This is a genomic window from Micromonospora sp. 067-2, assembly GCF_046549295.1.
Lineage (GTDB): Bacteria > Actinomycetota > Actinomycetes > Mycobacteriales > Micromonosporaceae > Micromonospora.
The window spans coordinates 44,636-63,693 of the sequence record NZ_JAJPWB010000011.1; the positions used below are offsets into that span (position 1 = coordinate 44,636).

Annotated in this window: 16 protein-coding genes; 9 read left to right on the plus strand and 7 right to left on the minus strand. The window is 73.0% G+C overall.

The window, feature by feature from the left end:
• Positions 1–88: 88 nt before the first annotated feature.
• Both ACLJN9_RS25145 and ACLJN9_RS25150 read left to right on the plus strand, forming a co-directional pair.
• Positions 89–235: a hypothetical protein gene (locus ACLJN9_RS25145; RefSeq protein WP_203174824.1), complete on the plus strand. Its 147-nt coding sequence runs from the start codon at positions 89–91 to the stop codon at positions 233–235.
• Positions 236–284: 49 nt separating this feature from the next.
• Positions 285–1,043, plus strand: a complete 759-nt coding sequence (locus ACLJN9_RS25150) for an EcsC family protein (RefSeq protein WP_410814043.1) — start codon at positions 285–287, stop codon at positions 1,041–1,043.
• Between the two features lie 26 nt (positions 1,044–1,069).
• Here the strand turns inward: ACLJN9_RS25150 and ACLJN9_RS25155 are convergent, their stop codons facing one another.
• Positions 1,070–1,921 (minus strand): SGNH/GDSL hydrolase family protein, encoded by an 852-nt coding sequence (locus ACLJN9_RS25155; RefSeq protein WP_410814044.1) that lies wholly within the window; start codon positions 1,919–1,921, stop codon positions 1,070–1,072.
• A 118-nt stretch (positions 1,922–2,039) separates the two neighbouring features.
• Complete coding sequence (locus tag ACLJN9_RS25160) at positions 2,040–2,636, minus strand: antibiotic biosynthesis monooxygenase (protein ID WP_410814322.1); 597 nt, start codon at positions 2,634–2,636, stop codon at positions 2,040–2,042.
• Between the two features lie 152 nt (positions 2,637–2,788).
• Between ACLJN9_RS25160 and ACLJN9_RS25165 the strand changes: the two genes are divergently transcribed.
• The 5 genes from ACLJN9_RS25165 to ACLJN9_RS25185 are packed head-to-tail and all read left to right on the plus strand — an operon-like array spanning position 2,789 to position 7,357.
• Entirely contained in the window at positions 2,789–3,052 is a 264-nt protein-coding gene (locus tag ACLJN9_RS25165; RefSeq protein ID WP_410814045.1) for a DUF6343 family protein, read from the plus strand.
• Positions 3,053–3,064: 12 nt separating this feature from the next.
• Positions 3,065–4,477, plus strand: coding sequence for an NADP-dependent succinic semialdehyde dehydrogenase (locus tag ACLJN9_RS25170; protein ID WP_410814046.1), 1,413 nt, complete (start codon positions 3,065–3,067; stop codon positions 4,475–4,477).
• 48 nt (positions 4,478–4,525) lie between these two features.
• Positions 4,526–5,491, plus strand: coding sequence for a TIGR03885 family FMN-dependent LLM class oxidoreductase (locus ACLJN9_RS25175; RefSeq protein ID WP_410814047.1), 966 nt, complete (start codon positions 4,526–4,528; stop codon positions 5,489–5,491).
• Between the two features lie 37 nt (positions 5,492–5,528).
• Entirely contained in the window at positions 5,529–7,103 is a 1,575-nt protein-coding gene (locus ACLJN9_RS25180) for a Na+/H+ antiporter (protein WP_410814048.1), read from the plus strand.
• Positions 7,100–7,357 (plus strand): UBP-type zinc finger domain-containing protein, encoded by a 258-nt coding sequence (locus tag ACLJN9_RS25185; RefSeq protein WP_410814049.1) that lies wholly within the window; start codon positions 7,100–7,102, stop codon positions 7,355–7,357. The genes ACLJN9_RS25180 and ACLJN9_RS25185 overlap by 4 nt, the downstream gene beginning before the upstream one ends.
• Here the strand turns inward: ACLJN9_RS25185 and ACLJN9_RS25190 are convergent.
• Positions 7,333–8,688 carry an MFS transporter gene (locus tag ACLJN9_RS25190; RefSeq protein WP_410814050.1) on the minus strand — a complete coding sequence of 452 codons (1,356 nt, stop codon included), beginning with the start codon at positions 8,686–8,688 and terminating at the stop codon, positions 7,333–7,335. The two genes, ACLJN9_RS25185 and ACLJN9_RS25190, sit on opposite strands and share 25 nt — an antisense overlap.
• 512 nt (positions 8,689–9,200) lie before the next feature.
• Here ACLJN9_RS25190 and ACLJN9_RS25195 point away from each other — a divergent pair.
• Positions 9,201–10,688 (plus strand): branched-chain amino acid ABC transporter substrate-binding protein, encoded by a 1,488-nt coding sequence (locus ACLJN9_RS25195; RefSeq protein ID WP_410814051.1) that lies wholly within the window; start codon positions 9,201–9,203, stop codon positions 10,686–10,688.
• 323 nt (positions 10,689–11,011) lie between these two features.
• Here the strand turns inward: ACLJN9_RS25195 and ACLJN9_RS25200 are convergent, their stop codons facing one another.
• The 3 genes from ACLJN9_RS25200 to ACLJN9_RS25210 all read right to left on the minus strand — a co-directional run bounded on the left by ACLJN9_RS25200 (position 11,012) and on the right by ACLJN9_RS25210 (position 15,505).
• Positions 11,012–12,262, minus strand: coding sequence for a DUF222 domain-containing protein (locus ACLJN9_RS25200; protein WP_410814053.1), 1,251 nt, complete (start codon positions 12,260–12,262; stop codon positions 11,012–11,014).
• A gap of 286 nt (positions 12,263–12,548) precedes the next feature.
• Positions 12,549–12,806, minus strand: coding sequence for a hypothetical protein (locus tag ACLJN9_RS25205; protein ID WP_410814054.1), 258 nt, complete (start codon positions 12,804–12,806; stop codon positions 12,549–12,551).
• A 95-nt stretch (positions 12,807–12,901) separates the two neighbouring features.
• Positions 12,902–15,505 carry a glycoside hydrolase family 9 protein gene (locus ACLJN9_RS25210; protein ID WP_410814055.1) on the minus strand — a complete coding sequence of 868 codons (2,604 nt, stop codon included), beginning with the start codon at positions 15,503–15,505 and terminating at the stop codon, positions 12,902–12,904.
• Positions 15,506–15,788: 283 nt separating this feature from the next.
• Here ACLJN9_RS25210 and ACLJN9_RS25215 point away from each other — a divergent pair, with 283 nt between their 5' ends.
• Positions 15,789–16,514: a PP2C family protein-serine/threonine phosphatase gene (locus ACLJN9_RS25215; RefSeq protein ID WP_410814056.1), complete on the plus strand. Its 726-nt coding sequence runs from the start codon at positions 15,789–15,791 to the stop codon at positions 16,512–16,514.
• Positions 16,515–16,521: 7 nt separating this feature from the next.
• Here the strand turns inward: ACLJN9_RS25215 and hrpB are convergent, their stop codons facing one another.
• On the minus strand, positions 16,522–19,035 hold the full coding sequence (hrpB, locus tag ACLJN9_RS25220) for an ATP-dependent helicase HrpB (protein ID WP_410814057.1): 2,514 nt from the start codon (positions 19,033–19,035) through the stop codon (positions 16,522–16,524).
• Between the last annotated feature and the right edge of the window lie 23 nt (positions 19,036–19,058).

Sequence of the window (19,058 nt, forward strand, 5' to 3'; positions counted from 1 at the left end):
CTGTCGGGGTTGAGCCTGTCGCGTCCCGGGTACATCTATTGCGGCTTCGGGGTACACATGACAGAGCAATCGTCGACAGGAGGACGTTATGTCACTGATGCAGCGGATCAGCGCGTTTCTGAGATCACCGAAGGGGCAGCAGCTGGTCGATCGGGGTCGGCGCGAGATGGCCAAGCCCGCCAACCAGCAGAAGCTCAAGGGGTTGGCGGCCCGGCTGTCCAACCGCCGCCGCTGACCGTCGCACCGGTCGTCCTGCCCGCCGTACCGACCCCTCGGGAGACCCGGTGACCGACCTGCCACCCGTCAGCGGCACGCCCGACGCGCCCACCTCCCAGCCGTCCGCCGGTCTGCCGGCCGGGCCCGTGGACGCGCCCGAAGGACCGCCGGCCCGGCTCTGGGACCGGATGCGCGACGATCCGCAGTACGCCCCGGAGCACCTCGCCCTGGAGGCGGTCCGCCGGCTCGGGCCGGAGGCCGCGCAGTGGGCCGCCCGCGCTCGGGCCGACCACCCCGGTGTCTCGGCCGACGTCCTGGCCGACCAGGCCACCCGCAAGTTCGTCAACCTGGCCCGCCTCTCCGGCGCGGTCTCCGGCGCGGCCGGGCTGCCCGGCGCCGTGCTCGACGTGGGTGTGCTGGCCTGGACGCAGGCGCGGATGGCGCTGCACATCGCCGCCGCGTACGACGTCGACCCGTTGCACCGGGACCGGGCCACCGACCTGCTGGTGCTCCAGCGGGTGCACAAGGTCGCCGAGAGCGCCCGGCTCGCGCTCGGGGTGGCCGCCGGCCGGGAACGCGCCGACGCGCTCTTCGGCCTGGGCGGGCGTCAGCGCCCGCTCGGCCACGTCATGCTGAAGCTCGGCGTCCGGCTGGCCCAGATGGCCGGGGTCCGGGCGGCCAAGCGGATGGTGGCCAAGATCGTGCCCGGTGCCGCAATCGTGCTCGGCACCTGGGCCAACTCGTCGGCGACCAAGGACCTCGCCGAGCGGTCCCGTGCCCTCTACCGCCCGGGCGCCAGCACCGTGCCGGAGCCTCGCCGCGGCTGACGCCGCCCGCGCTCGGGCTGGGGTGCTCAGTCGGCCAGGCCGGAGGCCCGCCAGGTCACCTCGGCGAGCCGGCCCTGCCCGGTCACGTTGGGATGGAACCAGTCCAGTGGGTTGAGCATGTCGAGGGTGAACCGGACCTCGTGGGCCGCGCCGCCGTCGTGCCGGCAGCGCGAGCCGTACGCCCGGCACGCGGCCACCAACTGCGCGTTGTACGCGTCGATCCGGTCCCGGACGGCGGTCCGGCGGGCGCGGTCGGCGAGCGCGGTGGAGGTGGCGTCGGCCAGCAGGGCCGGGCAGACGCCACGGCGCCAGGCACGCACCGCCCGTGAATCTGTGTGCCCGACCTCCCAGAGCCGGTACAGGTCGGGAATGCTCACCACCAGCACCCGGGCCTTCGGCCGGCCGGTCCGCAGCGCCTGCAGCCCCCGGTCGACGTCGGCCCGGAACCGCGCCACCGGCGTCATCGCGTCCACCCCGCCCCGGCAGACGTCGTTGGCGCCGATCAGCACGGTGACGTAGTCGGCGTTGTCGCGTACCGCCGCCTTCGCCTGGCCCTCCAGCGCGTCGGCGCGCGCTCCCGGCCGGGCGTGGTTGTACGTCCGGCCGCGGATCGCGGAGTCCTGGTCGAGGAGCCGCCGGTAGTGGCTGCGCACCCGCAGGCCGTCCCCGGTCGACCAGGAGTTGCGCTCACAGGAGGTGAGCACCAGGCACGAGGCGAAGCCGGTGCTGATCGAGTCGCCGAGGGCGGCGATGCTGCCCGGCCCGCCGGGCTGCGCAGCGCTCTTCGTCGGGCGGGGTGTCGCCGAGGTGCCGCCCTCGCAGGCCAGGGCGACGAGCGCGGCGAGACAGGCCAGGGCGGCGACCCAGCGTCGAGGCATGGCATCCCCCGTCCGGCAGCACAGAGCAACGGCGCGGTAACTCTATGCGTGGGACGCGGTCGGTCGGGAAGTTGCTGTCGGGTATGCGGCAGAGCGCGGGTACGGGTGCCCCGAGGTGCTATGAAGCCCGCCGCCAGGGTGGCGGCTGTCCGTGCAGCCACCAGTGCAGCGCGCCGGTGATCCGGGGCAGCACCAGGTAGGTCATCAGCGGGGTCAGGCAGAGCGTCATCAGCAGCACCCGGGCCGCCAACGGCACCTCGGCGAGGAACCGGCTGGTCAGCAGGGTGGCGGTCAGGCTCAGCGGAAAGAACGCCAGCCAGATGGTCACCGCCTGCTTCCATCTCGGCGGCGACGCCGGTCCGACCGGCTCGACCGGGTCCACCCAGTGCTCCAGCGGCGGGTCGAACCAGCCCTCGATCCCGGTGCGCCGCTCGACCCGGGTGTGCTCGACGATGCCCTGCGCCGAGCTGAGCCACCAGTGCCGCTGCGGTGACTGCTCCCACCGGTGCAGCGTCTCGGCGTCCGCGAAGCGGTAGAGCATGTGCCACTCCGGCGAACCCGGGCCGCTCTGCACCCAACCGGCCCCCAGGAACCCGGGAAACGCCTCGGCCAGCGCCGTGCCGGCCCGCATCCAGGCCACCATCTCGCTGGCCCGGGCCGGATCGGCGCGCCGGGCGATGGCGACGGTCACCGGCACGGTCTGGGTCACGGACATGGACATGCGCCCATCCTGCGTGCGGTGGGGCTTCGATGGCGAACGGATGTAAGCGAGCACACCGTCGCCGCCGCGATCGGGCGGTGCCGGACCCCGACCACCGGGGCGCCCGAGGCTGGTTAACGCCGGCGATCGGGGGTAGGTCGGTGGGTATGACGAGATCGCAGCCCCGGCGCGCCCGTGGCACGGTCGGCCACGCGAACAGCGCGCTGAACCTCCGGCTCACCCTTGCCGGGTTCGGGTTGGTGATCATGGTGCTCTTCGCGGTGCTGGCGTTCTGGGCCGGCATCGCCTGGCTCGGCGTGCTCTGCGCGATCTTCGCCGTGGTGGCCGTGGTCGACCTGGTCGTGATCCAGCGCCGTCGCGCCGCCCGCCACCGCGAGGAGCCGGGCGTCAAGCACTCGCTGTTCGAGTGACAGGAGAACGAGATGTCCATCGCCACCACCAACCCCGCCACCGGACAGGTGCTCAAGACCTACGAGGCGATGTCCACCGAGCAGCTCGACGCCGCCATCGAGCGCACCCACCTCGCGTACCGTCAGCTGCGCGAGACCACCGTCGACCAGCGCGCCGGTTGGATGAACGCCGCGGCCGACCTGTTGGAGGCCGAGCGGGACGAGATCGCCCGGATCATGACCACCGAGATGGGCAAGACCTACGTCGCGGCGCAGGCCGAGGTGACCAAGTGCGCATCCGCCTGCCGGTTCTACGCCGAACGGGCGCCGTCGTTCCTCGCCGACGAACCCGCCGACGCCACCGCGGTCAAGGCGACCCGGGCGTTCATCCGCTACCAGCCGATCGGTGTCGTGCTCGCGGTGATGCCGTGGAACTTCCCGCTCTGGCAGGTCATGCGTTTCGCCGCGCCGGCGCTGATGGCCGGCAACACCGGCCTGCTCAAGCACGCCTCGAACGTGCCGCAGACCGCGCTGCTGCTGGAGGACGTGTTCCGCCGGGCCGGCTTCCCGGAGGGAGCGTTCACCACCGTCCTGGTCGGCTCGGACGCCGTCGATGACATCCTCAGCGACCCCCGGGTACGCGCCGCCACGCTCACCGGCAGCGAGCGCGCTGGCCGCTCCATCGCCCAGGTCGCCGGCCGGGAGCTGAAGAAGACCGTGCTGGAACTGGGCGGCAGCGATCCGTTCGTGGTGATGCCCTCGGCCGACCTGGACCGAGCCGCCGAGGTGGCCACCACCGCCCGCTGCCAGAACAACGGCCAGTCCTGCATCGCCGCCAAGCGGTTCATCGTGCACACCGACGTGTTCGACGCCTTCGCCGAGAAGTTCGCCGCGAACATGGCGGCGCTGCGGGTCGGCGATCCGATGGACCCGGACACCGACGTGGGCCCGCTGGCCAGCGAGGGCGGTCGCGACGAGGTGCATGCCCAGGTACGCGACGCGGTGGACAACGGCGCGACCGTGCTCTGCGGCGGCGAACTGCCGGCCGGAAACGGCTGGTTCTACCCTCCGACCGTGGTCACCGACCTCACCCCGCAGATGCGGATGTGGAGTGAGGAGGTCTTCGGCCCGGTCGCCGGCCTGTACCGGGTCTCGTCGTACGCCGAGGCGATCGAGGTCGCCAACGGCACCGCGTTCGGGCTCGGCTCGAACGCCTGGACCCGGGACGAGGCCGAGCAGGAGCGCTTCGCCACCGACCTGGACGCCGGCAACGTCTTCCTCAACGGGATGACCACCTCCTTTCCGGAGTTGCCGTTCGGCGGTGTGAAGAACTCCGGCTACGGCCGGGAACTGTCCGCGCTGGGTATGCGGGAGTTCTGCAACACCAAGACGGTCTGGGTGGGCGAGGGCGCCGCCTCGGCCGGTGCCGGCGCGCACGCCGAGTAGCCGAGGGAGCGGTTCAGCCGAGCACCGTCGTGGGTAGGAACTGCGCCCATGACGGTGTTCGGATTCCACGCGTCCCACGAGCAGGTCCACCCCCGCGCCCTGCTCGAGGCGGTCATGCACGCCGAGCGGGCCGGCTTCGACGCCGGCATGTGCTCCGACCACTTCTCCCCGTGGAGCGCCCGGCAGGGCGAATCCGCCTTCGCCTGGTCCTGGCTCGGTGCGGCCCTGCAGGCCACCGGCCTGTCGTTCGGGGTGGTCAACGCACCCGGTCAGCGCTACCACCCGGCGATCATCGCGCAGGCGATCGGCACCCTCGGCGCGATGTACCCGGGCCGGTTCTGGGCCGCGCTGGGCACCGGTGAGGCCAGCAACGAGCACATCACCGGCGACCCGTGGCCGCGCAAGGACGTACGCGTGGCCCGGCTGCGCGAGTGCGTGGACGTGATCCGGGCGCTGCTGGCCGGCGAGGAGGTCAGCCACGACGGCCTGGTCCGGGTGGACCGGGCCCGACTGTGGACCCGCCCCGAGGAGCCACCGGCCCTGGTCGGCGCCGCGGTCAGCGTCGCCACCGCCCGCTGGTGCGCCGAGTGGGCGGACGGGCTGATCACCGTCAACGCGCCGGTGGCGCACCTGCGCGAGATGATCGACGCGTACCGGGACGCCGGTGGGCGCGGGCCGCTGCACCTGCAGGTGCACGTCAGCTGGGCGCCGGAACAGGCAGAGGCCGAGGCGATCGCGTACGACCAGTGGCGCAGCAACGTCTTCGCCCCACCCGTCTGCTGGGATCTGGAGACCGTCGAGCACTTCGACGTGGTCTCCGCCGACGTGTCGGCTCAGCGGGTCGCTCGAGTGGTGAACGTCTCGGCCGATCTGGGCCGGCACGTCGGCTGGCTGGAGGAATACCTGGAACTCGGCTTCGACCAGATCGCCCTGCACCACGTCGGGCGGGAGCAGCGCGGGTTCGTCGACGCGTTCGGCGCCGAGGTGCTGCCGAAGCTGCGCACGGCCGGGTGATCGGGGCTCCACCCCAGGCCCCCTAGGCTCGTACCCCATGGAGAGCCTGTTTCCGGTCGTCGTCTTCCTGGCGATCGCCACCCTGGGCGCGGCGCTGGCCCGCCGGCTCGGCCTGCTCGCGCCGATCCTGCTCGTCGTCCTCGGCCTGGCGTTCTCCTTCGTGCCGGGGTTCCCGCAGGTCCGGCTCGACCCGGAGCTGGTGCTGGTGGGCATCCTGCCGCCGCTGCTCTACGTCGCCGCGCTGGAGACGTCGGTGCCGGCGTTCAAGAACAACATCCGGCCGATCCTGCTGCTCGCTGTCGGCCTGGTGCTGTTCACCGCGTTCGTGGTCGGCGTCGTGCTGCATCTGCTGCTGCCGCAGGTGCCGTTCGCGATCTGCCTGGCCCTCGGTGCGGTGGTCGCCCCGCCCGACGCGGTGGCCGCCACCGCGGTCGCCCGCCGGGTCGGTCTGCCCCGCCGGGTGGTCACCATCCTCGAAGGGGAGAGCCTGATCAACGACGCGACCGCCCTGGTGCTGCTGCGGGTCGCGACGCTGGCCACCATCGGCTCGGCGGTCGGCACCGCCGAGGTCGCCGTCGAGGTGTTGCGAGCCACCGGCGGCGGCATCCTGATCGGCGCGCTGGGTGCGCTCGTCTTCGGCTTCCTGCACCGGCGGATCAACGATCCGCTGCTGGACAACGCGCTGTCACTGATCATCCCGTTCGCGGTGGTGTTCGCCGCCGAGGAGGTGCACTCCTCCGGAGTGGTCGCCGTGGTGGTCACCGGGCTGGCGCTCGGCCACAAGCTGCCCCAGCTGCTGTCGGCAGCCTCCCGGCTGCAGGTCGGCGCGTTCTGGCGGCTGGCCCGGTTCCTGTTGGAAGGGCTGGTCTTCCTGCTTGTCGGCCTCCAACTGCGCGAGGTGCTGCGGGACCTCGACGAGCCGATCGGCTCGCTCACCACGATCACCCTCGCAGTGCTGGCCACCGTCTTCCTCACCCGGTTCGTGTGGCTCTTTCCGGCCACCTACCTGGCCCGTCTGGTGCCCCGGATCCGACGCCGGGACCCGGCTCCGCGAGCGAAGTTCCCGATCATCATCGGCTGGGCCGGGATGCGGGGTGTGGTGACGCTGGCCGCCGCGCTGGCCCTGCCGCTGACCCTGGCCGACGACGCGCCGTACCCCCGGGCGCTGTTCATCTGGTTGGCCTTCGCGGTGATCGTGGTCACCCTGGTCGGCCAGGGGGCCACGCTGCCGCTGGTCGCCCGCGCGCTGAGACTGCCGCAGGACGACCCGGTGCAGGACGCGCTGTCGGCGGCCGGTGTGCAGCAGCAGGCCAGCCGCGCCGCCCGGGAGCGTCTCGACGAACTGGCCGACAGCGCACCGGACGCGGTGGTGGACCGTCTGCGCCGGGTGCTGGACGACCGCACCAACCTGGCCTGGGAGCGGCTCGGCGGCGACGAGCGGGAAACACCGTCCCAGGCGTACGGTCGGCTGCGACAAGAGATGATCGACGCCGAGCGGGACGTCTTCCGGGCTGCCCGGGACACCGGTCGGATCCCGGAGGAGGTGCTGGTGCAGGCCTATCGTGACCTGGACCTGGAAGAGTCGTTGCTCCGGCGGGAGGTGGAGAAGTGAGCTGTCAGCACCTGACCGAGGCCGGTGCCGCCGAGGCGCGCACCACCGACGAGTGCCCGGACTGTGTCGCGATCGGCAACGCCGACTGGGTGCACCTGCGGGCCTGCCTGACCTGCGGGCACGTCGGGTGCTGCGACTCGTCGCCGTACCAGCACGCGACGAAGCACTTCGAGTCCACCAGCCACCCCGTCATCCGCTCGATCCAGCCCGGTGAGGCCTGGCGGTGGTGCTACGTCGACGAGGAGATCGGCTGACCGTCCGCACGCCGGGACGGCCCGACGGGCTGATCGGCGGCACGGCTGCCCACCGCACGCCGGGTGAGCGGGGGTACGGCCAGACCGGTGAGGGCGAGCAACCCGGCCAGCGCCCACCAGCCGACCTGGCCCCCGTCCAGGACCAGCCAGGTCAACAGTGCCGGCCCGGCCGCGCGGGCCAGCCCGGCGAGCAGGCCGTCCACCCCCTGGTAGGCGCCGACGACGTCCGGGGCGGCGAGGTCGTAGGCCAGTGCCGCCCCGGCGCTGGCGTGCCACAGGTCGCCGAGGGTGTAGACGACGGTGCCGCCCAGCAGCAGGCCGACCGCGGCCCCGGTCGGCACCACGGCGGTCGTGGCCCACAACACCATCCCGACCGCGAGCACCAGCCCGGCCCGGCGCATCGTGGCCGCCGCCGGTAGGGCGTGTCGGGCGCCTCGGCTGAGTCGTACCGCGAGCAGCACGGTGAGCAACGAGTTGACCAGCAGGACGGCGGACACCGTCGCCCGCGGCGCGTCGGTGCGGGCCACCACCCACAGGGGCAGCACGAGCGTCAGCGCGACCCAGTGCAGGGAGAGCACCGCCGACGCCGCGGCGACCGCGAGGAACGGTCCGTCGCGCAGCGCCCGCGCGGAACCGTGCGGCCGACCGCGGGTCGGCCCGATCGGTGGGTACGCCGGCAGTCGCAGCACGAGCGCCGCAGAGACCAGATAGGTCGCGACGTTGCCGGCGACCAGCAGCCGGTACGCCCACACGCTGTCGGCGGTCAGCGCGAACGCGGCCAGGCCCGCGCCGAGCGCGATGCCCAGGTTGGCGACCGAGCGCAGGGTGGCGAAGGCGTGCACGCGGCCCTGCGGCCCGCCGACCGCGGCGACCAGCGCGGCACGGACCGCCAGGTTGCCGGAGATCAGCAGCGCGTCGAGGGTGGCGACCAGCAGGAAGACCGGTAGCGAATCGACAAGCAGGTACGTTGCGGCGACGACGGCCTGGGCCACCTGCAGAACGGCCCGCAGGGTACGCGGGTCGCGGCGGTCGGCCAGCCCGCCGAGCGGCACGCTGGCGGTGAGCCCGACCAACCCGGTGACGGTCAAGCCCAGCCCGACCGACGTCGGGCTCAGCCCCACGCCGCGCGTGAGGTACAGCGCCGAGCCGGCCGCCCACAACCCGCTGCCGACGGCGTTGGCGAGGGTGGCCAGCGCGAGGGTCCGCAGCCGACCGGGTGGCGGCAGCGGCGACAACGCCGTCGCGCGCGCACGGAGCCGACCGGGCGACGGTGCCCCCGGGGGCGCCTTGCGCTCGCTGGCTCGTGCCGCCGGAACCCCGCCATCCGCCACCGCCCGACTCTAGATCGTCTGTCGGTCCGAGCCTGGTGACGATCGGCACAAGGGGCAATCAATTCGGATCGGCACCGGTGGGCATGGGCGAAGGTCGTCTCTGGCGATTGGCGCCGTACCGGCAGCGGCAGCGGCAGCGGCAGTTGCGGTGGCAGTTGCAGTTGCGGTAGCGGTTGCGGTTGCGGTTGCGGTGGCCGAAAGGGCGGGGATGGCACGACTCTTCGGATGTCGTCTTGCCGACCGTTTCCGGTCCCGGGTCGTTTTGCGGCAGTGTGGACAATCGACGCAGGACGACAGCATCGATTGATGCTACGCAGCCGTCGAGGCCGGGAGAACACATGGGCAGATCGAGGTCGCACGGCAAGCGTCGACGGGCGGCGGCCGTACGAACGCAGCAGACCCTCCGCACCCCATCGGCCAGACGAAATGCGGCCCCGCCGACCCGCGTCGACGGACTCCCATTGGCAAAGGCCGACGTGGATGCGTCGAACACCTCCGGTCCGCTTCGGGCGATGGCCGTTCTGGCCACACTTCTGGTGACGGTGGCGCTGTTGGGCTGCGGGCTGTACGCGGCGTACACCGATCGGGACACGGTCCTGACCATGGTCACCTTCGTCATGGGATTCGTCGGTCTGCTGCTGACCGCCGTGCAGACCTATCCCGGCATCACGCGGCACCTGCGGGGGGCCCGGCGTCAGTTCGTCTACGCGGTGATAGTCATCTTCATGGCGGCCTCGGCGACCGCGACCTCGGTGATCCTGCAACGTCCGGTCATCAAGGTCGCGGTCAGTCTTCCCTTCACCGGCGGCGACAAGCAGGACGCGCTGCCCATCCTGCGCGCGGTCCGCCAGGCGGTCCGTGAGGAGCACGGCCGGATCGGCAACTTCGACATCCAGATCGTCCCGTTCGACGACACCAACGCCGAGGACCGCATCCAGCTGATGTCCTCCGACGGAGAAACCGTCCAGCGCACCGGTTCGCTCGACACGATCACCGGGGACGCCCGCGTCGCGGGGATCATCGGCCCGTTCAAGAGCGGCACCGCCCTGGTGGAGGTGCCGCAGGCCAACGCCAGCGGTATTCCGCTGATCAGCCCGTCGGCCACCCGGGACTGCCTGACCGCCGACAGGTGCGACGGCAAGGACATGGGCACCTCGAAGACCTTCTTCCGGACCTGCGTAGCCGACCGGGTGCGCGCCAAGGTCCTGGCGGACTTCTTCAGCGCGCGCGAGAAGCCCGGTGCGAAGAGCACGGAGGTGGCGATCCTGACCGACGCCTCCATTTTCGGAGACGCTTTCGGCGGCGCTTTCGCCGACGAGTGGCGGGTCAAGCACCCCACTGTGGATAGGCCGATCCTGATTCCACTCACCGACGACTACGACACCCTGCTGAAAGGCCTCAACCCCGCGCCCGGCCTGGTGTTGTTCGCCGGCACCGGACCACAGGGGACGGCTCTCTACCGCACCATGCAGAACGACCCTGTTCTGCGTACCGCCACATTCAGCGGACCGGCCACAATCATGAACGGCGCTCTCAACGACATTCTCGCGAACGGCGCCGGGGGTGAGCTGTACGCGATCGCGCCGATGCCGTACGACAACACCTCCAAGTCGATCGTCGACTTCGAGTCGGCCTACGGAAGCATGTACGGCAACCAGTTGCCGACGCCGTACAGCGCCAGCGCGTACGACGCGGCCCGGTCGCTGCTCATCGCGATCAGGGAGGCGGTGGGATCGACCCGTCCGCCGATCTCCGGATGGAACTGGCTCAGTCAGGGGCAGGCCGACGCGTTCCGGCAGAAGGTCGTGACGAAGCTCCGCGACTTGAACCGCGGAACCGGCGTCCGGTACGCCGGAATCACCGGCACGTTCAACTACGCCGAGAACGGTGACGTCAGCTTCGCGGGGGTCGGCGAGGCGAAGACGGTCGCGATCTACCGCTATCACCAGCGGGGCACCGGAGCGACCGCCGGCGGTTGGAGGTACGAGCGTTTCGAGTAATCCAGCCCCGCCCCGGCGCTGGCGCCGGCATCGGCGCGTCGGCCGCAGGTCGCCGGGCGTGGGGCCCACGGTGGCGTCCAGGTGTAGTCACGGCGGCGGTCAACCACGCAGTGGTGCGTTGGCGGCCGTGGTGCCCGGGCTGCGAGGCTCACGCAGTGGTGCGCTGGCAGCCGCAGCGCCCGGGCTGCGAGGCTCACGCAGTGGTGCGCTGGCAGCCGCAGCGCCCGGGCTGCGAGGAGTGGGCGCGGGGAAGCGTCGGCCCGGACAAATCCGGTGCCGGCTGATTGCGAGTGGTCAGCCCTTCGGCGGTGTTGGCGCGCGTCCTATGTGCGCTGGTGGTAATGGTTGCGGCGGGGTAGCTGCTCCGGGTCGAGCCAGGCGGGTGGAATGAACTGCGGGTAGCCGTCGCCGCCGAGGCACACCTGCCAGTCAGTTCGATGGAGGTGTCGGTGGTGGTGTCCGCAGAGCAGGACGGCGTTGGTCAGGCTGGTGGGGCCGCCGTCGGCCCAGTGGCGGATGTGGTGGGCGTCGCACCAGCGTGGTGGTCGGTCGCAGCCGGGGAAGGCGCAGCCGCGGTCGCGAAGGACGAGGGCGCGGCGTAGCGGGCCGGTGATGAGGCGTCGTTGTCGGCCAAGGTCAAGGACCTGTCCGGCGCCGCCGAGGACGGCGGGCAGAATGGCCGCGTCGCAGGCCAGCCTGCGTACCGTGTCGGCGCTCAGGTGCAGGCCGGTGTCGAGGATGCCCGTGTCGAGTTGCCCAACCAGTGGATCGTAGCTGGTGGTGACGACGATCTGGGCGGGGTCGCCGCCGTGCTCGGGCAGCTCGCCGGTGCGTAGGGCGAGCCGGCAGATGTCGGTGAGGGCGTCGTGACGGCGCTGCCCCGCGGTGCGGGTGTCATCGACGCCGGCAGGCGCGCTCAGCGGGTCGATGGCGGCGCGGAGCACGGCGGCAGCTTCGGCGTCGAGGATGCCGCTCAGGCCTAACCGGCCGTCGGAACGCTCGGAAACCGTGATGTGCCGGTCGCGTTGGGCGCGGCGGGCTTCCGCCTCCAGAGCGGCGCGGGCTGCCGCGTCGGCGACCTCCGGGGCGACGTGGTCCAGGATGCGGGTGGCGAGTGTGCGCAACAGAGTCGGGTCGAACTGCCCGGCCCAGTCGACGAGCACACCGACGGCCTTGTCGGCGGCTTCCGCACCAGCGGTGCTGTGCACGCTCTGCACCGTGTCGGCGATGACGCGGGCCTGATCAAAGTCGATCTGCCCCTCGGCGAGTGCCCGGAACACATCGGCGGGTGCGGTGTCGAGTGTGGCGGCCAGGTCGACCAGCCGGCGGGCGGCGGGCACGCTCAGGCGCAGTCGCTCACGCAGCCACACCGCCGTCGATGACGCGCCCTGCGCCACCGCCACAGCACGCCCGTCGATCTCGCGGATGAGGGCCAGCTTCACCGCGGCTAGCCGCTGCTCCAGACGATGCGCGGCGTCGAGTGCCGCGACCAGCTCCCCTTCGGCAAGAGCCCAAGCGGGCGCGTCGACGCACGCCGCGACATCGTCACCCGCTCGTGCCAACGCATCGATCACCGACACAGATTAGAACAGGCGTACGACAGTTTTTCCGGTCGCTGATGTCCAGCTCGACCGACCTTCCGGGCCTAGAGGGGGGCCAGTTCGGCGCTCAGATCGCGCCGATGCACGGCCCTCGGCGCTCAGAGCTAGCAGTCCGCAGCGCTCAGTGCGCGCGTCGCACCGCTCTCGGCGCTCGGGGCGCGCGTCGCACGGCGGCCAGGCGTTCGGCGGCGAGGCAGGAGACCAGGCAGCGGTCCTCGGCGTCACCGCCAACCTGGCGGTCCGGTCGGTGAGGCCGCCGTCACCGACCTTCACGGTGCCGTCGCGGTGGGTGATTCGCCGCGTGCAACCGGAGTGGTACCCGCGCCCGCGTTGCCAGTTGAGGCTCGCCGATCAGGGGCACTCCGGTGGCGTCGAGAGCGGGTCGGATGGTGTCGGCCAGCCGCTCCCGGATCACCTGATCGTCGAGGACGGTGCCGTGCAGCCGGGGCGTGGCCGCCGGTGCCAGCTCGCCGATGTGTTCGGCCGCGCCGATGCGGCCACGTACACCGTCGGTCATGGCCGTCGCCATGCCGTACCCGGCAGGTGGGGTTTTTCCGGGTTGTGGTCCTGCCCGGGCGGGCCGTCGTTCGGCGACCCGCCCGGGTTGGTTCGTCAGGACACGGCGCAGGCGGCGCCGTTGAGCGTCACGAGGGTGGGGTTGGGGTTGGCGCCGCCGGACGTCGCGCCGACCAGACCGAACGTCGCAGTGCCGCCCGGGGCGATCGTCGCGTTCCACGACTCGTTCGTCGCGGTGACCGTGGCGCCGGCCTGGGTCACTTTCGCGGACCAGAAGCTGCGGACCTTCTGGTCGCCGGTGAACGCCCACCGCAGGCTCCATCCGGTCACCGGCGACGCGCCGGTGTTGCGGACGGTGACCTGGGTGGTGAAGCCGCCCGGCCAGCTGCCGTGGGTGGTGTAGCGCACCGCGCAGGTGGTGGCCGGCACCGCGCCGGCGTTCCCCTGGTCGGCCAGGAACGAGGCGATCCAGGCGAGCGCGGAGTTCCAGTTGATCGCCACCTCGTTGGTCGCGTACGAGTTGATGTCGTCGACGTAGCAGAACATCGGCGCGCAGCCGGCGAGCAGTTGCGCCGCGAACGGGTCCTGGAGGGCGGCGTTCGCGCCTCCGGCGAGCGAGCCGGCCGGCGGGTGCGGCAGGTTCGGGTCGAGCTGGTGGCCGAAGATGCGGCTGTGCTGGTTCTCCGCGGCGTGCTCGCCCCACCCCGTGACGTAGGAGATGTTCAGGGCGTTGCGGCCGAACAGGTAGTCCATCGCCTGCACGGCGCCGTCCCGGTACGTGGCGTTCCGGGTCAGGTCGAAGGCGGTGGCCAGTACGACGGCGTTGTTGATGATGTTGCTGTTGGCGCCCCAGAAGTAGCTACTGGCGTCCCCGGGCATCGGCAGCCCGTACGCCTGCCGCCGCAGCTCGGCGAGGTACGCGTCGGCGGCGGCGGTGACCGAGGTGCGCACCCGGGTCAGCTCGGCGGCGGGCAGCCCGTTCGGCACGGTGGCCAGGTCGAGTCGGCCCAGCGCCGCGGTGCTCTGCCAGCCGAAGCCCTGCGGGCTGAACACGTCGGTGGTGTGCTGCGGCGAGGCGGTCAGATCGGTCAGGTAGCTCTGGGCGCCGGTGCTGAGGTACAGCTCGACCGCCGCCCAGTAGAACTCGTCGGTCACGTCTGCGTCGTCGTACGCGCCACCACCGGTGCCGTCGCTGGGGCTGGCGTACACCGCCGGGTGGGCCTTGGCCGCGGCGTAGGCCCTCGTCGCGGCGGTGGCGCAGCGGGCCGCGAACGTCGCGTCGTAGGGGGCGTAGAGCCGTGCGCACTGGGCGGCGGTGGCGGCCAGGTTGAGGGTGGCGGCGGTGGACGGAGGGTGCAGCTCACGGGGTTGCGGGTCCTGGTGGGGGGCGAGCGGCAGGCCGGTCCAGTTCCGGTCGTGGATCTTGTGGTGGGCCATCCCGGCGAGCGGCTGGCCGGCCGGCACCTGCATGCGCAGCAGGAATTCCAGCTCCCAGCGGGCCTCGTCGAGGATGTCCGGCACACCGTTGTCGCGCTCGGGCACCCGCAGTGTGCCGTCAGCCAGCTTGGCGCCGCCGGCCGCGGTGGCCGCCGTCCTGGTCCGCTCGAAGGTGTTCAGCAGCTGATAGGTGGCGATGCCGCCATTGACCACGTACTTGCCGTGGTCGCCGGCGTCGTACCAGCCACCGCGTACGTCCAGCGAGTAGTCGCAGACGCCCGGCTGGCAGGGCACGCTGGTGTCGCCCTGGTTGGGTGCCACGCCGAGGTGCCCGGCGGGGCGGGCGTACTGCTCGCCGATCAGGTCGCCGTCGATGGCGATGCCGCTGCGCTGGGCGTAGAAGAACTGCAGCGAGTCGGCGCGCAACCGGTCGTAGAGGGTGCCGGAGATGTCGAACGGGTGGCTGGTCTCGCCGTCCACGGTCAGCGTCAGCCCGCTGCCCGGCGTGCGGTAGCTGGTGAAGTCGACCGTCTGCACGGCCTGCCCGGAGGCGGCGTCCACGCCGCGGGCGGTGGTGGTGCCGCTGGCCACGACCGCGCCGCCGGCCGCGCGCAGCTGCCAGGGAAGCGGCGCGGGGGCCGTGGTGACCACGGTGGCGTTCTTCGGGCCGCCGGGCAGGTAGCCGACCTGGTTGACGCGCACCCGTGGCCCGGTGTCCGGCTCGTACGGCTCGGGTGGCTCGCCGCCGCGCAGCGAGACGTCGTCCAGGCAGATGGTCTGCGTGTCGGCGGCACCGCCGACCTGGAAGATCAGTTGGGCGCCGGAGTTGTCGTCCGGCACGGTGAAGGTCTGCTCGACCCGTTGGGCGGTGCCGGTGGCGGTGGCGTCCACTGCGGCGTAGGTCGTGTACGGGGCCGCGCCGAGCTGTAGGACGGCCTTGACCGCGGTGCCGGGAGTGGCCGACACGGCGAAGCCGAGGGTGTATTCGGCGCCGGCGGTCAGCGGCACGCCGTCCTGGCCGATGCCGGCATCCCAGAGGTTGGCCAGCCCGCCGGGGACGGTGGTGCAGAGCCGGCCGTCGGTCGCGGTGAGCGGGCCGGTGCCGTAGGAGAACCAGGGGCTCACCCCCGCGCTGAAGTCGCCATTCTCGATCTGCTCGGGAGCGTCCGCCGGCGGGTCGGCGTGGGCCGCGCCGGCGCCCGCGCCGGTGAGGGCCAGTGTGGTCGCCGCGGCCAGCAGGAGGCGGCGTCGGGATGACGTCACGGGGAGTCCTTCCGGGACGGAGAAGGGGGACGGTGGTGGCGAGATCTGGCGGCGAGAGCTGGGAGCGCTCCCAATCGTCGGCTCGATGTTTCCAGGGGCGACGCGTCCTGTCAATCGATCTGACTGGATGGCTTTCGGTGCCCGACGAGGGCCACGGGCCACCGGCGACGCCGGACGCGGCACCGCGACGCGCCGGTGCGGACACGTGAGATTGGCCGCGCCACGCCTCGTCGTCCTGATCTCCTAGAGACAACTGCGCCCTCCGCCTGGCAGGCTGCCTCCCATGACCCTGAAGCTGCGTTCCGTGGGAACGAGCGACCGTGGGCTGATCCGCAGTGGAAACCAGGACGCCCTGCACGCCGGGACCTGGCTCGTGGCCGTCGCCGACGGCATGGGCGGGATGGCGGCCGGTGACCTGGCCAGCGCCCTCACCATCGACGCGTTCGCGCCGCTGGACGTGGAGACCCCCGAAGACGCCCTGGTGGCCGCGCTCCAGGGCGGAATCGCGCTGGCCACCGCACGGATCCGGCAGGCCGTGACCGAGGATCCCGAGCGTCAGGGCATGGGCACCACGTTGACCGCCCTGCTCTTCGCCCGCACCGGCAGCTGCCTGGCCCTCGCCCACGTCGGCGACTCCCGGGCCTACCTGTTCCGCGAGAGCGTGCTCAAACAGGTCACCCGGGACGACACCTTCGTCCAGATGCTCGTGGAGCAGGGTGTGATCACCGCCGACCAGGCGAGCAGCCACCCGCGCCGGGCGGTGGTCACCCAGGCGCTCCAGGGCGACGATGTCTCCCCGTCGTACGCGACGATGGTGCCCCGGGTCGGCGACCGGTGGCTGCTGTGCAGCGACGGCCTCTCCAACGTGGTCCGTCCGGACACTCTCGCCGAGGTGCTCACCGGCTATCCGGACCGCGCCGCGTGCGCCGACAAGCTGATCGACCTGGCACTGCACGCCGGCGCGCCGGACAACGTCACCGTCGTGGTGGCCGACGTGGTGGAGGAGTGACCGGCGTTCACCGCCGCCGTGGCGTGACGCGCCGGGTGGGCGTCGCGGCGCCCGGGTCCTCCGGCCACGGGTGCCGGGGGTAGCGACCGCGCAGCTCGGCGCGGACCTGCGGGTACCCGGTGCGCCAGAACGACGCCAGGTCGGCGGTGACCGCCACCGGCCGCCCGGCGGGGGAGAGCAGGTGCAGCAACACCGGGACCCGCCCGTCGCCGATGCGGGGAGCCGCCGGCCAGCCGAACGTCTCCTGCAACTTCACCGCCAGCACCGGCGCCGCCGGGTCGGCGTAGTCCACCCGGATCCGTGAACCGCTGGGCACCTCGATCCGCTCCGGCGCCACCTCGTCCAGCCGCGCGGCCTGCTTCCAGGGCAGCAGCCGGCGCAGCGCGGAGGCGACGTCCACCCGGGCCAGGTCGGCGCGGCGCCGGGCGGCGGTCAGTTCCGGCCCGAGCCACGTCGGCGCGGTGGCGAGCAGCGCCTCGTCGCCGACGTCCGGCCACTCGTCACCGAGATGGTGCCGGCCGAACGCCAGCCGCTCGCGCAGCGCCCGGGCCGCCGGCGTCCAGGCCAGCAGGCTCAGCCCCTCGTGGCGCAGGCCGGTCAGCAGCGCCGCCGCCACCTGGGCCCGGTCCGGGCGGTCCAGCCGGCGCTCCCGCAGCTCGATCGCGCCCAGCCGGGTCACCTCCCGCGTCACCACGTCGCCGTCGGACCAGCCGACCTCCTGACGCGTGGACAGCAGCGGCCCGGCGGCCTCCCGGGCCGTCGCCTCGTCCAGCGGGGTGGCCCGGCGGATCCGCGCCGACGGCGCGCCGGGGGTGCGGTCCGCGACGGCCACCGCCAGCCAGTCGGACCCGGTCAGCCCCGACCCGGCCGCCAGTTCCGCGGCGGTCCCACCCGTCATGAGGTACGCGGACCCGCCCGGCCGCCGGACCCGGGCCAGCCGTTCCGGGTACGCCAGCCCGACCAGCAACCCGGCGGCCAGGTCATCGGTGAGGCCTCGCGAGCCGGGTGGGGAGCCGCCGGAGGGCAGCGCGGCGCGCAGCCGGCGTACCTCGGTGCGCCAGCGGGCGGTCGCGCCCGGGTCGGCCCCGCCGCGTAGCCGTCGCCAGCCGGCGACCAGGTCGTCACCCGGGCCGGCGGCGCTCTCCTCGGAGAGCAGGGCCACCACCTCGGCCGCACGGTCGGCACCCACCCGACCGGCGCCGTCGAGCAGCGCCCGGGCCAGTCGCGGGTGCGCGCCGGCGGCGGCGATGGCCCGCCCCCGGGCCGTGATCCGGCCATCGATCTCGACCGCGCCCAGGGTGACGAGCGTGTCCCGGGCCACGGCCATCGCCGCCGCCGGTGGCGGGTCGGGCAGCGCGAGCCCGACGCCGTCCGGGCGCCCCCACGCCGCCAGTTCCAGCGCGAAGCCGGTCAGGTCGGCGGTGGCGATCTCCGGCTCCGCCCGGGCGGGCAGCCGCTCGTGCGTCGCCGCGGACCAGCAGCGGTAGACGAGGCCGGGGGCCTCCCGACCGGCCCGGCCCGCCCGCTGGGTGGCGGCGGCTCGGGAGACAGCCACGGTGACCAGCGCGCCGAGCCCGCGGGCGAGGTCGATGCGGGGTACCCGGGACAGCCCGGCGTCCACCACCACGCGCACGCCCGGCACCGTCAGGCTGGTCTCGGCCAGCGCGGTGGCCAGCACCACCCGGCGGCGATCGGCCGGACGCAGGGCCGCGTCCTGCTCGGCGCCGCGCTGGCGGCCGTGCAGCGCAAGCAGCGCGACGGTGTCCCGCAGGTCGGCCAGCCGACCGGTGACCGCTGCGATCTCGCCGGCGCCGGGCAGGAAGACCAGCACGTCGCCGTCGTGCTCGCGCAGGGCCCGCCGCACGGTGGCCGCCACATGGTCGAGCAGTGACCTGTCCACCGGCCCGGCACCGGGTGGGGCGATCTGCCGGGGTGGCGGCGCCCAGATCCGCCGCACCGGGTGCAGCGCCGAGTCGGCCCGTACGACCGGGGCCGGGCCGGCGCCGCCGAGCAGCGCGGCGAAGCGGTCGGTGTCGGGGGTGGCGGACATTGCCAGCAGCCACAGGTCCGGCCGGAGGGTGGCCCGTGCCTCCACCGTGAAGGCCAGCGCGAGGTCGGCGTCGAGGTGCCGCTCGTGGCACTCGTCGAGCAGCACGGCGCCCGTGCCGGGCAGGTCCGGGTCGGAGTGCAACCGGCGGACCAGCAGACCGGTGGTGACCACCTCCACCCGTGTGGACGGGCCGACCCGGCGCTCGCCGCGTACCGCGTAGCCGACGCGATCACCGACCTTCTCGCCCAGCAACTCGGCCATCCGCCGGGCCGCGGCACGCGCGGCCACCCGGCGGGGCTGTGCGATCACGACCCGGCCGGTCACCCGGTCGGCCACGGCCAGCGGCGCGAGTGTGGTCTTGCCGGTGCCCGGCGGAGCCACCAGGACTCCGGCGCCGGCGGCGTCGAGCGCCGCGACCAGCGCCGGCAGCACCGGGCGTACCGGCAGGTCCAGGGTCACGTCAGAGAGCACGGCCCAGTCTCGCACCGGCCGTG